Below are 14,296 nucleotides of genomic sequence, written 5' to 3' on the forward strand. Positions count from 1 at the left end.
GGTCTTCCACCCATGAGCGGACCCGATCAGCCCACCCGCAGATCCGTTCTGGCCGCCGCGGTCGTCGCCGCCGTCGCAGGCGGCGCGGCCCCGGCCGCCGCCCAAGCGACCGCAGGGACCACCGCCCCCGCCGCCGGACACCGTCCGCCCGGCGCCGGGGACGGCTCCGCCCGCCCGGTCGACTACCGTGCCTGGACCACGTACACCGACTGGCGCGCGGGCGCCCGCGACGGCACCCGCGCGGTGGCCGGCGCCCGCCCGGGTCTGCAGATCGCCGCCCCTCGCGGCACCACCGACTACACCGACCCGCACACCGGCACCACCGCCAGGTGGGAGTATGCGACCTGGACCGGCCCGCTCCACCGGCTCCCCGTCCCCGCGACGGAGGCGATCGCCTCCTGGAACGCGCACACCCCGGCCGGCACCTGGCTCCAGGTGGAGCTGCGGGGCACGTACTCGGACGGCACCGAGACCCCCTGGTACGTGATGGGCCGCTGGGCCGCCGGCGACCAGGACATCAGGCGCACCTCCGTCGACGGCCAGAGCGACGGCCGCAGCACCGTCTGGACGGACACCTTCTCCGTCGACGACCCCTCCTCCGGCCTGCGGCTGGCCGCCTACCGGCTGCGCCTGACCCTCTACCGCAGGCCCGGCACCCGGCTCACCCCGACCGTCTGGCGCGCCGGTGCCATGGGCTCCGACATCCCCGACCGCTTCACCGTGCCCGCCTCGGCCCCCGGACGCGTGGGCGCCGAACTCACCGTCCCGCGGTACTCGCAGGAGATCCACGCCGGCCAGTACCCCCAGTACGACAACGGGGGCGAGGCCTGGTGCAGCCCCACCTCCTCGCAGATGATCGTCGAGTACTGGGGCGGCCGGCTCACCCCCGCCCAACTGTCATGGGTGGACCCGTCCTACGCCGACCCGCAGGTCTGCCACGCGGCGCGTTCCACGTACGACTACCAGTACGCGGGCTGCGGCAACTGGCCCTTCAACGCGGCCTACGCGGCGACGTTCAAGGGCCTGCAGGGCGTCATCACCCGGCTCGGCTCCCTCACCGACCTGGAGACGCTGATCGCGGCCGGCGTCCCGGCCATAACCTCGCAGTCCTTCCTCAAGAGCGAACTGACCGGAGCGGGATACGGCACCTCCGGCCACCTGATGACGGTCATCGGCTTCACCGCCGAGGGGGACGTGATCGCCAACGACCCCGCCTCGCCGAGCGACGAGGCGGTCCGGCGCGTCTACCGGCGCCGGGAGTTCGAGAACATCTGGCTGAGGACCAAGCGGTACAACGCCTCCGGCAAGGTCGTCTCCGGCAGCGGTGGCGTCTGCTACCTGTACTTCCCGGCGCGTCCCACGCCCCGCCAGCGCGCGGCGCTCGAAGCGGTGGGCGTGCGCTGACCGGACCGCGGTGGCCGGCAGGCGGGGCCCGGGGCGGCCGGGGCCCCGCCTGCCGGCATCAGGGACCGCCGGTGAGCACCGGACCTCGCCTGTGAGCAAGGTCTCCGCCGCATGAGGTGTCGCCGGTGGCAAGGTGGAGACGAGGCGGGCGCCGAGCCCGCGGGGGACTCCACACCGCACGTCCGACCCTGCGAGAGACCATGACCGCTCCTTCGGCCACCGCCGCACCCGCCCGCGTCCGCACCGGTGGCCCCGGGGACGACGGCGACGGGCCCAAGGTCCTCGAGCACGTCCTCGGCTGGACCCTCGTCGTGGTGATCGCCATGCTCGTCGCCCGGCTCGGTCTGCTGTGATCCCCCGATCGCCCGGCCGGCCCAGGTCGCCGAAGGCCTGATCCACCCCACGCCGAGCCCCCCGCCGCGTGCCGCACGACCGTCCCCGGTTCTCCCGGGACACTGCGCGAACCCCGTGCGAAGACCCTGGGCGGCGCGCTCCGCGATCGACGGGACCGCCCCCGTCCGTCCGGCCCCCGCAGCCGCCCGCCGGCACCGCACGCCCGCCGACGGGAACCGCTGATCACCACTGTCGGCACACCGCTTCACCCTTTCTTGAAGTAAGCGGTCGTTAACCGGTGACTCCCTGCCTCCGATCGGGCATACTCACAGCGCACAGCCGCTGGTCAGCCGCTTCCGTGACCCGGGAGGACGAACATCGGCCGGCCCGAGGAAGACCCCGGCGGAGCCGCCCCACAGGGTGCTTGTCCGCCAGTGCCCGACAGGGAGGAGAGCGTCGCCATGCCCGACCGCGCCCCGCAGCCGGTGGACCGGCAACTGCCCACGGACGAGGCCCGGGACCTGATCTCGCTCGTCCGCGACATCGCGCAGCACGAGATCGCCCCGCAGGCGGCCGAGGAGGAGGACGCCGGGCGCTTCCCGCGCGACGTCTTCACCCTGCTGTCCCGCTCCGGACTGCTCGGCCTGCCCTACGACTCCGAGTACGGCGGCGGCGACCAGCCCTACGAGGTGTACCTCCAGGTCCTGGAGGAGCTGGCGGCGGCCCGCCTCACCGTCGGACTCGGCCTGAGCGTGCACTCCCTGGCCGCCTACGGGCTCGCCGCGTACGGCACCAAGGAACAGCGGACCGAGCATCTGCCCGCGATCCTCGGCGGCGGACTGCTCGGCGCCTACGCCCTGTCCGAACCGGCCTCCGGCTCCGACGCCGCCTCGCTGCGCACCAAGGCCGTCCGCGACGGCGACGAGTGGGTGATCACCGGCACCAAGTCCTGGATCACCCACGGCGGCATCGCCGACTTCTACACCGTCATGGCCCGCACGGGCGAAGAGGGCCCGCGCGGGATCACGGCCTTCCTGGTGCCGGGCGACGCGGAGGGCCTGAGCGCCGCGGCACCGGAGAAGAAGATGGGCCTCAAGGGCTCGCCGACCGCGCAGATCCACCTCGACGGAGTGCGGGTCCCCGACACCCGCCGGCTCGGCGAGGAGGGCCAGGGCTTCACCATCGCGCTGGCCGCCCTCGACTCGGGACGGCTCGGCATCGCGGCCTGCGCCATAGGCCTCGCCCAGGCGGCACTCGACGAGGCGGTCGCCTACGCCACCGACCGGCGGCAGTTCGGACGGCCGATCGCCGACTTCCAGGGGCTGCGCTTCATGCTCGCCGACATGGCGACGCAGATCGAGGCGGGCCGGTCGCTGTACCTGACGGCGGCGCGGCTGCGCGACGCGGGACGGCCGTTCGCGCGGCAGGCGGCCATGGCCAAGATGTTCTGCACGGACGCGGCCATGAAGGTGACGACCGACGCCGTCCAGGTGCTCGGCGGGTACGGCTACACCGCGGACTTCCCGGTCGAACGTTACCTGCGGGAGGCCAAGGTGCTGCAGATCGTCGAGGGGACCAACCAGATCCAGCGGATGGTCATCGCCCGTCACGTCGCGGGTCCCGAGACCCGCTGAACTGCCCGAGGCCGAGCAGGGGCGCCGCCAGCCGGACCCACTCCGGGTCGTGGCGCCCCGGCAAAGTACGGCCCCGGTCGGCCCAGGTGCGCATCAGGTCGCGGTAGATCGGCGGGTCCGGGAGCTGCGGGGCCGCGGGCGGAACCAGTTCCGCGGGCGGCGGCACGAAGATGCGACGCCGACGTCCGGCTGCCGGAGGAATGGCGGTCATACCCGGGCAACGCGCCGCGCGGCGGACAGGTCACCGGTGCGGGGAATCGAGCGTGAGTCCAGCGGCGTCCCCGTCCGGTCCGGGGCCAGGGCTGCGGGAAGACCCGGCCCGTGCCCCTTCCCGTACGCCCCCGGCTCTCGGGCGTTGCGAGTCGCCGGCGCCCACCGGCACGCCCGTGCCGACCGATGCGCCCGTGGTCAGCGACGCACCAGTGCTCACCGACGCGCCGCTGTGCATGGCATGCCCGTGCCGATCGATGCGCCCCTGCGCCTCGACACGCCCGTGCCCTTCGGCGCGCCGTGCACGCCGGTTCCGCACCACGGCGCCGGTGCGCCATGGTGCGGGCGGAGTGCCTGGGGCGGGCGGCCGGGCGGGTGGTCAGGCGGCCTGGCGCCGCATCGCCGGTACCCGCATCGGGCGCGAACCGGGGCCGCCCACGTGCGAGAAGGGCTGCATCCGCCAGTCGAGTCCCTGGGGAAGCGTCAGCAGCAGGGCCGTCTGCTGCTCCTGGGGGCCGTCGAACTCGTCCGCCGGCCGCGCCTCGGCGGCCTTGCGCCCGGTACCGGCGCAGACGGTGAGCCCGAACGGGTTCCACGGCGAGGCGCACAGCGCGTGCTCCGGAAGGATCTCCTCGTCCGCCAGCAGCGCGATGGGCTGCGCGCACTCCGGGCAGATCACCCGGAACATCTCGAAGGTGTCGTAGGCGTCGGTGCCCTCGCCGAACTCGTCGGGTTCGACGCCCTCCGGCTGCGGCTCGAGGACCGGCTGCTGCCGCTTGGGCACAGATCGACCAGGGCGCTTAAGACTCTGCATGGGATTCTCCCCCTAAGGCTGGGCCGTGAAGGCGCTGCGGCCTGGACCACAGCAAGCACTTCCCGTCCGCTCTCGGCGGTAATCACGAGAACATCACGAAGAGCGACCGGGTGCTGTGGTGTTGGTCACATGCCGGTCGCGGGTGCCCCTCGCGACCGGTTTGTCCCCCAGGTGGCCGACCGGCCGCCGCCGGGCTCCGCGCGAACGGGGCATGACCTGGGCCGCCGAGGTATCCGAGGAGATCAAGCGCACTGTAGGTTCTTGCGCCATGGAGGAGCTGGACCGACAGATCGTGCAGCTGCTCGTCAAGGACGGGCGGATGAGCTACACCGACCTGGGCAAGGCCACGGGCCTGTCCACGTCGGCCGTGCACCAGAGGGTGCGCCGGCTGGAGCAGCGTGGCGTCATCCGCGGGTACGCCGCGGTCGTCGACGCCGAGGCCGTAGGGCTGCCCATGACCGCCTTCATCTCGGTCAAACCCTTCGATCCCAGCGCGCCGGACGACATCGCGGACCGGCTCGCGGGCGTGCCCGAGATCGAGGCCTGCCACAGCGTGGCCGGTGACGAGAACTACATCCTCAAGGTGCGCGTCGCCACGCCGCACGAACTGGAGGAACTGCTGGCCCGGGTGCGGACCCTGGCGGGGGTGTCGACCCGGACCACGGTGGTCCTGTCGACCCCGTACGAGGCACGCCCCCCGCGCATCTGACCGGCCCCTGCCGCACCGCCCTGCCGTTCCCTGCCGCTTCGGCCGGCCCGACGCCGTTCCGGGCCGCCGGCCCCGCTCCGGCGGGCTCGGCCCCCGCTCCGGCGGGTCCGATACCGCTCCGGGGCGGCCGGGCGCCGCGCGGGTACCCGCCCTGCGTGCCGGGCCGCCCGGGGGAGGCGCGAGACTGGTGCCCATGAGTGAGCGCACCGCCGAACCGCAGACCGTCCTTCTCCGCCGCGGCGAGGTCCACAGTCCCGCCGACCCGTTCGCCACCGCCATGGTCGTCGAGGCGGGACACGTCGCATGGGTCGGCTCCGAGGGCGCGGCCGACGCCTTCGCGGACGGGGTCGACGAGGTCGTCGACCTGGACGGGGCCCTGGTCACCCCGGCGTTCACCGACGCCCACGTGCACACCACGGCCACCGGCCTCGCGCTCACCGGCCTCGACCTGTCCGCCGCCCCCTCCCTGGAGGCGGCCCTGGCCCGGGTACGGGACTTCGCCGCCGCCCGGCCGGACGACCGGGTCCTGCTCGGCCACGGCTGGGACGCGGCCCGCTGGCCCGGAGGCCGTCCCCCGACGCGCGCGGAACTCGACGAGGCCACCGGGGGCCGCCCGCTCTACCTCAGCCGGATCGACGTCCACTCCGCGGTCGTCACCACCGCCCTGCTCGACCTCGTCCCGTCGGTCAGGGGACCGGTGGACGGCCCGCTGACCGCCGACGCCCACCACGCCGTGCGGGCCGCCGCGTTCGCCGCCGTCACGCCCGCCCAGCGCGCCGAGGCGCAGCGTGCGGCGCTGGCCCGGGCCGCCTCCCTGGGCATCGGCTCCGTCCACGAGTGCGGCGGCCCGGACATCTCCTCCGAGGACGACTTCACGGGGCTGCTGCGCACGGCCGCCGAGGAGCCGGGCCCGCGGGTCGTCGGCTACTGGGCCGAGGCGGACGCCGACAAGGCGCGCCGGCTCGGGGCGCTCGGCGCGGCCGGGGACCTCTTCGTCGACGGCTCCATCGGCTCCCACACCGCCTGCCTGCACGCCCCGTACGCCGACGCGGCCCACACCGGCAGCGCCTACCTCGACGCGGACGCCGTCGCCTCCCATGTCACCGCCTGCACCGAGGCGGGCCTGCAGGCCGGGTTCCACGCCATCGGGGACGCCGCGGTCGGCACGGTCGTCGAGGGCGTGCGGGCCGCCGCCGACAAGCTCGGCCTGGCCCGCGTCCGCGCCGCCCGGCACCGCGTCGAACACGCCGAGATGCTCACCCCGGAGACCGTCGCGGCCTTCGCCGAACTGGGACTGACCGCGTCCGTCCAGCCCGCCTTCGACGCGCTGTGGGGCGGCGAGGACGGCATGTACGCCCAGCGCCTGGGCGCCGAGCGGGCCCGGACGCTGAACCCGTTCGCGGCGCTGCTGCGGGCCGGTGTCCCGCTCGCCCTCGGCTCCGACAGTCCCGTCACCCCGCTCGACCCGTGGGGCACGGTCCGCGCCGCCGCCTTCCACCGCACCCCCGAGCACCGGATCTCCGTGCGGGCCGCCTTCACCGCCCACACCCGCGGCGGCTGGCGGGCAGTCGGCCGCGACGACGCCGGAGTCCTGGTGCCGGGCGCCGTGGCGGACTATGCCGTGTGGCGCACCGGCGAGCTGGTCGTCCAGGCCCCGGACGACCGCGTCGCCCGCTGGTCGACGGACCCGCGCTCCGGCACCCCCGGCCTGCCCGACCTCGGCGAGGGCCGTGACCTGCCCGTCTGCCTGCGGACCGTGGTGGGGGGCCGGACCGTCTTCGTACGGCCGGGCGAGTGATCTCCCGGTGCGGCGCGGCGGCGAGCATCCCCCGCCGCCCGCTCGCGCGACCTGCGCATCCTCGGCACCGGCCGGGCGGCGCCGGGCTTCCCGGCGGGCCGGGCCGCTGTTTGACAGGCGACGGCAGGGGGCCGGTAGGTTCTGCCGGGTCCACCACCGGACGCCCGACCGGGGAACTTCCGTACCCGCGTCGCAGTGCCGCTGGGTCAGGGACGGTGTGCCGCACCGGGTCACCGTCACTGGGAGCCAGGCTCAGCGTCCGCGTCGGCGGGGGAACGTTCCGGACGGTCGGCAAGGTGTGACCCGGGTGGGGCCCGGTCGCTCAGTAGACAACGGCTTTCGGTCGATCCGCAGCCAGCGGGTACCAGGTCGGCCCGAAGGGCACCGGGCCCCCATTCCGAAAAAGAGAGTTCTTACCCAGCTCTGGTCGAATCGACACCACCGAACGGACGTGGTGTCACATCCCCGCAGGCCCTGGCCACTATGGTGGTCCCCTGCGTACGGACATGAAGGGGCAGTAGTGAACCACGGCGACGGCACCCCCGCGGCTGGGTCCCAGGAGAGGCGGTTCGGTCCGCTAGGCACCGCGTTGGTGATCATCCCGACCTACAACGAGGCGGAGAACATCACCACGATCGTGGGCCGGGTCCGCAAGGCCGTCCCCGACGCGCACGTCCTGGTGGCCGACGACAACAGCCCCGACGGCACGGGCAAGCTCGCCGACGAGCTGGCCGCGGAGGACGGGCACGTCCACGTACTGCACCGCAAGGGCAAGGAGGGCCTCGGCGCCGCCTACCTCGCGGGTTTCCGCTGGGGCCTGGAGCGCGACTACGGCGTGCTGGTCGAGATGGACGCCGACGGCTCCCACCAGCCCGAGGAGCTTCCCCGGCTGCTGACCGCCCTCAAGGGCGCCGACCTGGTCCTCGGCTCCCGCTGGGTGCCGGGCGGCCGCGTGGTCAACTGGCCGAAGTCCCGCGAGTTCCTCTCCCGCGGCGGCAGCACCTACTCGCGGCTCATGCTCGACGTGCCGATCCGCGACGTGACCGGCGGCTACCGGGCGTTCCGGCGGGAGACCCTGGAGGGACTGGGCCTCGACGAGGTGGCCTCGCAGGGGTACTGCTTCCAGGTCGACCTGGCCAGGCGCGCGATCAAGGCAGGCTTCCACGTCGTCGAGGTGCCGATCACGTTCGTGGAGCGGGAACTGGGCGACTCCAAGATGAGCCGGGACATCGTCGCGGAGGCGCTGTGGCGGGTCACCTCCTGGGGCGTGGGCGAGCGCGTGACCAGGCTCACCGGCCGGGGCGGCGGCCCGCAGGCGTAGCGGCCTGCGCCCGCGGCGCCCCCTGCCCTCTTATCCCGTCCTGAGCCGCGCCCAGGCACACTGGGAGTATGACGACAGGCGCTCCGACCTCTCCGTACTCCACCAGGCCCAGGCGCTCGCGGCTGCGCAGGTTCCTGCCGGCGGCCGTCGCCGTGTGGCTGGTGCTGGAGATCTGGCTGCTGACGCTGGTGGCCGGCGCGGCCGGAGGCTTCACCGTGTTCCTGCTGCTGGTCGCCGCCTTCGTGCTCGGCGCCGTGGTGATCAAGCGGGCGGGCCGCCGCGCCTTCCAGAACCTCAACGAGGCCTTCCAGCGCGGTGCCACCCCGTCCGACCGGCGCGGCGGCAACGGCCTGATGATGCTCGGCGGTCTGCTCCTGATGATCCCCGGCATGATCTCCGACGCGGTGGGTCTGCTCCTGCTGGTCCCGCCGGTCCAGCGGGCCGTCGGCCGGTTCACGCAGCGCACGGTCGACCGCAGGCTGCGCGCGGCCGCCCCGGGCACCCTGGGGGACGCCTTCCAGCAGGCCCGCATGCACCGCCCCGACGGCAAGGTCGTCCCGGGCGAGGTGATCAGGGACGACGAGCCGGGCGACGCCCCGCGCGCACAGCGGCCGCCGCTGACCCGGTGAGACCCCGTACCCGGTGAGTCCCGGGCGCCGTGACGGGCCGGGCACCGGGTGCCGGGTCCCGGTCCCCGGAAGGGGCGAACCGGCCACGGACACAGGAAACGGGCGCCGTACGTGAATCCACGTACGGCGCCCGTTTCTGTTGAGGTGCGCTGGTGACCGGCCCGAGCCCCGCGGGGACTACGCGCTCTTGCGGCTGTCCCGGGGATGAACGGCGATGTTCATCGCCCCGGACCGCAGTACGGCGAGACGCTCCTCGAGGACCTCTTCGAGTTCCTCACGGGTGCGCCGCTCCATCAGCATGTCCCAGTGCGTGCGCGCAGGCTTGGCCTTCTTCTCCTCCGGACCGTCGCCGTCCACCAGGAGTGCCTGGGCCCCGCAGACCTTGCACTCCCACTCCGGCGGGATCTCCGCCTCGACCGAGAAGGGCATCTCGAAGCGGTGCCCCTTCTCGCATGCGTACTCCACGGCCTGGCGCGGGGCCAGGTCGATGCCGCGGTCCGTCTCGTAGCTGGTCACCACGAGGCGCGTGCCGCGAAGAGCTCGCTCACTCATGAATCGTGCCTCCCGGGCTTGTCGCCCACAGGACAGGTGTCGCTGTCGTCGTCATCCGGTCAACGTCCGGTCGGCGGTAAAGATTCCCGTTCCGATGTCCCGTTCCGGGTCATGTGTCGCCGTCGTAGCCGCAGCCTTGTCAACCAGTGCAGTACCCACCGGCGCCCGGTTTGTCACATCTGAAAGGAGATGTCACCCAGCGTTTCGGCATCTTTGACGCGCAGTAACGGTACGCCTGGCAGGCCAAACGCGTACACTACAGCCCTTTCGCCTCCAGCGCTAAATCCGGCGCCCTCGCCCTAGACCCGGCCGGGCGCCGCGTTGCCCGCGCCGTGGATCGCCCGCGCCACCGGGACCCGCGCGAGCAGCACGAAACCGATCACGAAGAACGCCACCAGGGAGACGATCGCGTCCCGGTAGCTCCCGGTCAGCTGGTAGGTGATCCCGAACAGCAGCGGCCCCAGCCAGCTCATGCCCCGGTCGCTCATCTCGTACGCCGAGAAGTACTCGGCCTCCTTGCCGGGCGGGACCAGGTGCGAGAACAGCGACCGGGACAGCGCCTGACTGCCGCCGAGGACGAGCCCGATCCCCGCCGCCAGCACGAAGAACCACACCGGCGCCCCGGCCGGCAGGAAGTACCCGGCGCCCAGGATGAGCGTCCAGGCGGCCAAGGATCCCAGGATCGTCCGCTTCGCCCCGAACCTGCGGGCCAGCCGCCCCATGCCCAGCGCCCCGGCCACCGCCAGGACCTGCACCATCAGCACGGCCGTGATCAGCGTCGACTGGCTCAGCCCCAGCTCCTGCGAGCCGTACACCGACGCCTGGGAGATCACCGTCTGGATGCCGTCGTTGTAGACGAGGTACGCCAGCAGGAAGGCCAGGGTGAGCGGTTTGCCCCGCATGTCCCGGACGGTGGCCGCGAGCTGCCGCCAGCCGCGCCCCGGCGGCGCGGCGCGGTCCGTGCGCCGGTCACGCAGCCGTTTCAGCGGTACCAGGGTGAACAGGCCCCACCACAGTCCCGCCGACGCCAGGCAGATGCGCACCGCCATGGCCTCCGACACACCGAAGGAGTCGTGGGCGGTGAACAGCACCAGGTTCGCCACGAGCACCAGCGAACCGGCCGCGTAGCCGAACGCCCAGCCCCGGGAGGAGACCGCGTCCCGTTCGTCGGGGTGCGCGATCTGCGGCAGGTAGGAGTTGTAGAGCACCATCGAGACCGCGACCGACGCGTTGGCGACGATCAGCAGGAGGCCGCCGAGCAGGTAGCGGTCGCCGTCCAGCAGGAAGAGGGCCGTCGTGGCCGCCGCGCCCACGTAGGCCGCGGTCGCGAGCAGCGGCTTCCTGCGGCCGGTGCGGTCGGCCGCGGCGCCCGCGACCGGCATCACCACGATTGCCATGACCACCGACACCGAGACGCAGTACGCGAAGAACGACCCGGCCCGCACCGGGACCCCCAGCGGGTGCACGAACCCGTCGGCGTCCGCCGCCGACCGCGCCACCGAGGTCAGGTAGGGGCCCAGGAACACGGTGAGCACGCTGGTCGAGTAGACGGAGCACGCCCAGTCGTAGAAGTACCAGCCGTGCTGCTCGCGCCTCCGCGCGGCGCTCCCGTCGTCCTGCCGTGCCCGCACGGTGCCGCTGCTCACCCGCGCCCTCGCTCCTTCGCCCCGGTCGCCGCACGGACCTCGCGGGCGGTCGCGGCCGGGCTCAGACCCAGACGTCCCGCTCCTCCATGACCTTGCGCAGCGTGTCGATGTGATCGGTCATGATGCCATCGACACCGAGGTCCAGGAGCCGGTGCATCTCCCCGGGCTCGTTGACGGTCCACACGTGCACGTGCAGCCCGCGCGCATGGGCCGCGCGGAGGAACAGGCGGTCGACCACCGGGACACCCGACTGCGCCACCGGCACCTGCACGGCCACGGCGGACCGGCGCAGCACGGCCGGCACGCCCCAGGAGCGCAGCCGCAGACCCAGCACCCCGCGCGCGCCGTACGACGTCGCCAGGCGCGGCCCCGCCAGGCGCTGCGCCCGTGCGACGCGCGCCTCGGAGAACGACCCCACGCACACCCGCCCCCAGGCGTCGGTCCGGTCGAGCACGTCCAGCAGGGGCGGCAGCGCGGGCTCCGCCTTGACGTCGACGTTCCACCGCACCCCGGGAAACGCCGCGAGCAGCTCTTCGAAGAGCGGCACCGGTTCGCGGCCGGCCACCCGCGCGCGGCGCACCTCGGCCCACGGCAGGTCGGCGATGCGCCCCGCACCGTCGGTCACGCGGTCGAGCGTCGCGTCGTGGAAGGCGACCAGGTGTCCGTCGGCCGTGGTGTGCACATCCGTCTCGATGTACCGGTAGCCGAGTTCTGCCGCCCTGCGGAACTGGGCCGCCGTGTTCTCCAGCCCGTCGGCCGCCCCGCCGCGGTGCGCGAAGGCGAGGGGCCCCGGGTGGTCGAGATAGGGGTGGCGTACGAGCGTGGTCACGGTCGCAGTATCGCCCTTTCGGGTGTACCGCCGGACATGGCCGGACCGCCGCCCGCGGTCCCGGGCACCGCGAACACCCGCAGGAAGAGCTGGGCCAGCGGCCCGATCGAGACGGCGTAGAGCAGGGTGCCCACACCGATCGTGCCGCCGAGGAGGAAGCCGGTGACCACGACCGCCACCTCGACGGCCGTGCGCATCAGGCGGATCGAGCGGCCGGTACGCCGGTGGAGCCCCGTCATCAGCCCGTCCCGGGGGCCGGGACCGAAACGGGCGCAGATGTACAGGCCGGTCGCCGCGCCGTTGAGCAGGATGCCCGCCACCAGCACCGGGATCCGCACCGCGAGAGCGCGGGCATCGGGGACCAGGGCGAGGGTGCCGTCCATGGCGAGTCCGACCACGAAGACGTTGGAGACGGTGCCGAGGCCCGGCCGCTGGCGCAGCGGGATCCACAGCAGCAGCACCACCGCTCCCACGATGATCGACACGACACCGATCGTCAGACCGGACAGTTCGGCCAGGCCCTGGTGCAGGACGCCCCAGGGCTCCAGCCCGAGTCCGGCCTCGACGAGGAGCGCGGAACTGGCGCCGTACAGCGCGAGGCCGGCGTAGAGCTGGACGAGTCGCCGCCCGAGGCGGTCCGGTATGGACAAGGTGCTCCCCCTGGTGGTGGGCCGGGTGGTGGCCATCGTGGTGAGCCGGGTGGTGCCCGGGGTGGTGAGCCGGTGGTGGACCGGTCGCGGCTCCGGGCGTGGACCGGTCGTGGCCCCGGTGGGCGGGCCGGTGGCGGTCACGTGGATGCCGGGATGGTGGAAGTGGCCTGACCCGTGCCACTCTGTGGCGTGAGGAAGCGTCCTCTCCATGGCCAATTCGGGGAAGGTGGACTGATCATCATGGCGCAGTGGACCTCGGCGGTGGGCGCCACGCAGCTCGCCCGGCTGCTCACCTCCCAGCAGGGGCGCCCGGCGGGCCCCGGTACGCGCCGCCCGCCCGCCTACCGTGCGCTCGCCGACGGTGTCCGGCTGCTGGTTCTGGAGGGCCGGGTCCCGGTGGCCGCGCGGCTGCCCGCCGAACGTGAACTGGCCCTCGCCCTGTCCGTCAGCCGCACCACCGTTGCCGCCGCCTACGAGGCGCTGCGCACCGAGGGCTTCCTGGAGTCACGGCGCGGAGCGGGCAGCTGGACCGCGGTCCCGGCCGGCAACCCGCTGCCCGCGCGGGGGCTCGAACCCCTGCCGCCGGAAGCCCTGGGCTCGATGATCGACCTGGGCACCGCCGCTCTGCCGGCCCCGGAGCCGTGGCTCACCCGCGCGGTCCAGGGCGCGCTGGACGAGCTGCCGCCCTACGCCCACACGCACGGGGACTACCCGGCGGGCCTGCCCGCGCTGCGCTCGATGATCGCCGACCGGTACACCGCCAGGGGCATCCCGACCATGCCGGAGCAGATCATGGTGACCACGGGTGCCATGGGCGCCATCGACGCCATCTGCCACCTCTTCGGCGGCCGGGGCGAGCGCATCGCCGTGGAGTCGCCGTCCTACGCCAACATCCTCCAGCTGATGCGCGAGGCGGGGGCCCGGCTGGTGCCCGTCGCGATGGCCGAGGGGCTCACCGGCTGGGACGTGGACCGCTGGCGCCAGGTCCTGCGGGAGGCCGCGCCCCGGATCGCCTACGTCGTCGCCGACTTCCACAATCCGACCGGTGCCCTCGCGGACGAGGACCAGCGCCGCCGCCTGGTGGAGGCGGCCCGGTCCGCCGGGACGGTGCTGGTGGTCGACGAGACGATGAGCGAGCTGTACCTGGACCCGGACGTGGAGATGCCCCGGCGGGTGTGCGGCTTCGACCCGGCGGGCTCCACCGTGATCACCGTGGGATCCGCCAGCAAGGCCTTCTGGGCGGGGATGCGGATCGGCTGGGTGCGGGCGGCCCCCGACGTGATCCGCAGTCTGGTCGCGGCCCGCGCCTACGCCGACCTGGGCACCCCCGTGCTGGAACAGCTGGCCGTCAACTGGCTGTTCAGCACCGGCGGCTGGGAGCAGGCCGTCGAGGTCCGCCGGGGCCAGGCCCGCGACAACCGCGACGCACTGGTCGCGGCGGTCCGCCGGGAACTGCCCGACTGGGAGTTCGAGGTGCCCCGGGGCGGCCTCACCCTGTGGGTGCGCACCGGCGGCCTGTCGGGATCCCGCCTGGCCGAGGCGGGGGAGCGGGTCGGCGTCCGGGTCCCCTCGGGGCCGCGCTTCGGTGTCGACGGCGCCTTCGAGGGGTACGTCCGGCTGCCGTTCACCGTGACCGGAGCGGTGGCGGACGAAGCGGCGGCGCGCCTTGCGGCCGCGGCCCGGATGGTGGAGTCGGGCGCGACGGGGGGCGGCGAGTCGCCCAGGACGTTCGTGGCGTAGCGCCGGGAGGCGGGCAGCCCCGGCGCG

14 protein-coding genes are annotated in these 14,296 nt (G+C 73.8%); 8 read left to right on the plus strand and 6 right to left on the minus strand.

Going from position 1 to position 14,296, the window contains the following annotated elements; all coding sequences use genetic code 11:
- Positions 1–12 precede the first annotated feature (12 nt).
- From AC6I72_RS26595 to AC6I72_RS26605, 3 genes are all read left to right on the plus strand, one after another.
- Positions 13–1,404: a C39 family peptidase gene (locus AC6I72_RS26595; protein ID WP_498003657.1), complete on the plus strand. Its 1,392-nt coding sequence runs from the start codon at positions 13–15 to the stop codon at positions 1,402–1,404.
- A gap of 200 nt (positions 1,405–1,604) precedes the next feature.
- Positions 1,605–1,757, plus strand: coding sequence for an SCO1431 family membrane protein (locus AC6I72_RS26600; protein ID WP_498003658.1), 153 nt, complete (start codon positions 1,605–1,607; stop codon positions 1,755–1,757).
- 441 nt (positions 1,758–2,198) lie between these two features.
- Positions 2,199–3,371 (plus strand): acyl-CoA dehydrogenase family protein, encoded by a 1,173-nt coding sequence (locus AC6I72_RS26605; protein ID WP_498003659.1) that lies wholly within the window; start codon positions 2,199–2,201, stop codon positions 3,369–3,371.
- Here the strand turns inward: AC6I72_RS26605 and AC6I72_RS26610 are convergent.
- Both AC6I72_RS26610 and AC6I72_RS26615 read right to left on the minus strand, forming a co-directional pair.
- Positions 3,334–3,582 (minus strand): hypothetical protein, encoded by a 249-nt coding sequence (locus AC6I72_RS26610; RefSeq protein ID WP_498003660.1) that lies wholly within the window; start codon positions 3,580–3,582, stop codon positions 3,334–3,336. The two genes, AC6I72_RS26605 and AC6I72_RS26610, sit on opposite strands and share 38 nt — an antisense overlap.
- Before the next feature lie 378 nt (positions 3,583–3,960).
- Positions 3,961–4,395: a hypothetical protein gene (locus AC6I72_RS26615; protein ID WP_498003661.1), complete on the minus strand. Its 435-nt coding sequence runs from the start codon at positions 4,393–4,395 to the stop codon at positions 3,961–3,963.
- Positions 4,396–4,663: 268 nt separating this feature from the next.
- On the opposite strand from AC6I72_RS26615, the gene AC6I72_RS26620 reads away from it, so the two are divergent.
- From AC6I72_RS26620 to fxsA, 4 genes are all read left to right on the plus strand, one after another.
- Complete coding sequence (locus tag AC6I72_RS26620; protein WP_018570152.1) at positions 4,664–5,104, plus strand: Lrp/AsnC family transcriptional regulator; 441 nt, start codon at positions 4,664–4,666, stop codon at positions 5,102–5,104.
- Positions 5,105–5,297: 193 nt separating this feature from the next.
- On the plus strand, positions 5,298–6,902 hold the full coding sequence (locus tag AC6I72_RS26625; RefSeq protein ID WP_498003663.1) for an amidohydrolase: 1,605 nt from the start codon (positions 5,298–5,300) through the stop codon (positions 6,900–6,902).
- A gap of 520 nt (positions 6,903–7,422) precedes the next feature.
- Positions 7,423–8,223: a polyprenol monophosphomannose synthase gene (locus tag AC6I72_RS26630; protein WP_498003665.1), complete on the plus strand. Its 801-nt coding sequence runs from the start codon at positions 7,423–7,425 to the stop codon at positions 8,221–8,223.
- Between the two features lie 68 nt (positions 8,224–8,291).
- The gene (fxsA, locus tag AC6I72_RS26635) at positions 8,292–8,852 is read left to right on the plus strand and encodes an FxsA family membrane protein (protein ID WP_498003666.1); all 561 of its coding nucleotides are present in this window, start codon (positions 8,292–8,294) and stop codon (positions 8,850–8,852) included.
- Between the two features lie 177 nt (positions 8,853–9,029).
- On the opposite strand, the gene AC6I72_RS26640 is transcribed toward fxsA, so the two are convergent.
- From AC6I72_RS26640 to yczE, 4 genes are all read right to left on the minus strand, one after another.
- Entirely contained in the window at positions 9,030–9,404 is a 375-nt protein-coding gene (locus AC6I72_RS26640) for an RNA polymerase-binding protein RbpA (protein WP_003977404.1), read from the minus strand.
- Positions 9,405–9,703: 299 nt separating this feature from the next.
- A complete protein-coding gene (locus tag AC6I72_RS26645) occupies positions 9,704–11,050 on the minus strand; it encodes an MFS transporter (protein WP_498003667.1) in 1,347 nt (448 codons plus the stop codon).
- Positions 11,051–11,111: 61 nt separating this feature from the next.
- Entirely contained in the window at positions 11,112–11,879 is a 768-nt protein-coding gene (locus tag AC6I72_RS26650; protein ID WP_498003668.1) for a glycerophosphodiester phosphodiesterase family protein, read from the minus strand.
- Complete coding sequence (yczE, locus tag AC6I72_RS26655; RefSeq protein WP_498004828.1) at positions 11,876–12,529, minus strand: membrane protein YczE; 654 nt, start codon at positions 12,527–12,529, stop codon at positions 11,876–11,878. Before yczE ends, AC6I72_RS26650 begins: the two co-directional genes overlap by 4 nt.
- A gap of 240 nt (positions 12,530–12,769) precedes the next feature.
- Between yczE and AC6I72_RS26660 the strand changes: the two genes are divergently transcribed.
- Positions 12,770–14,269: an SCO1417 family PLP biosynthesis transcription factor gene (locus AC6I72_RS26660; RefSeq protein WP_498003669.1), complete on the plus strand. Its 1,500-nt coding sequence runs from the start codon at positions 12,770–12,772 to the stop codon at positions 14,267–14,269.
- Positions 14,270–14,296: the final 27 nt, after the last annotated feature.

Source organism: Streptomyces sp. Xyl84 (genome assembly GCF_059731885.1).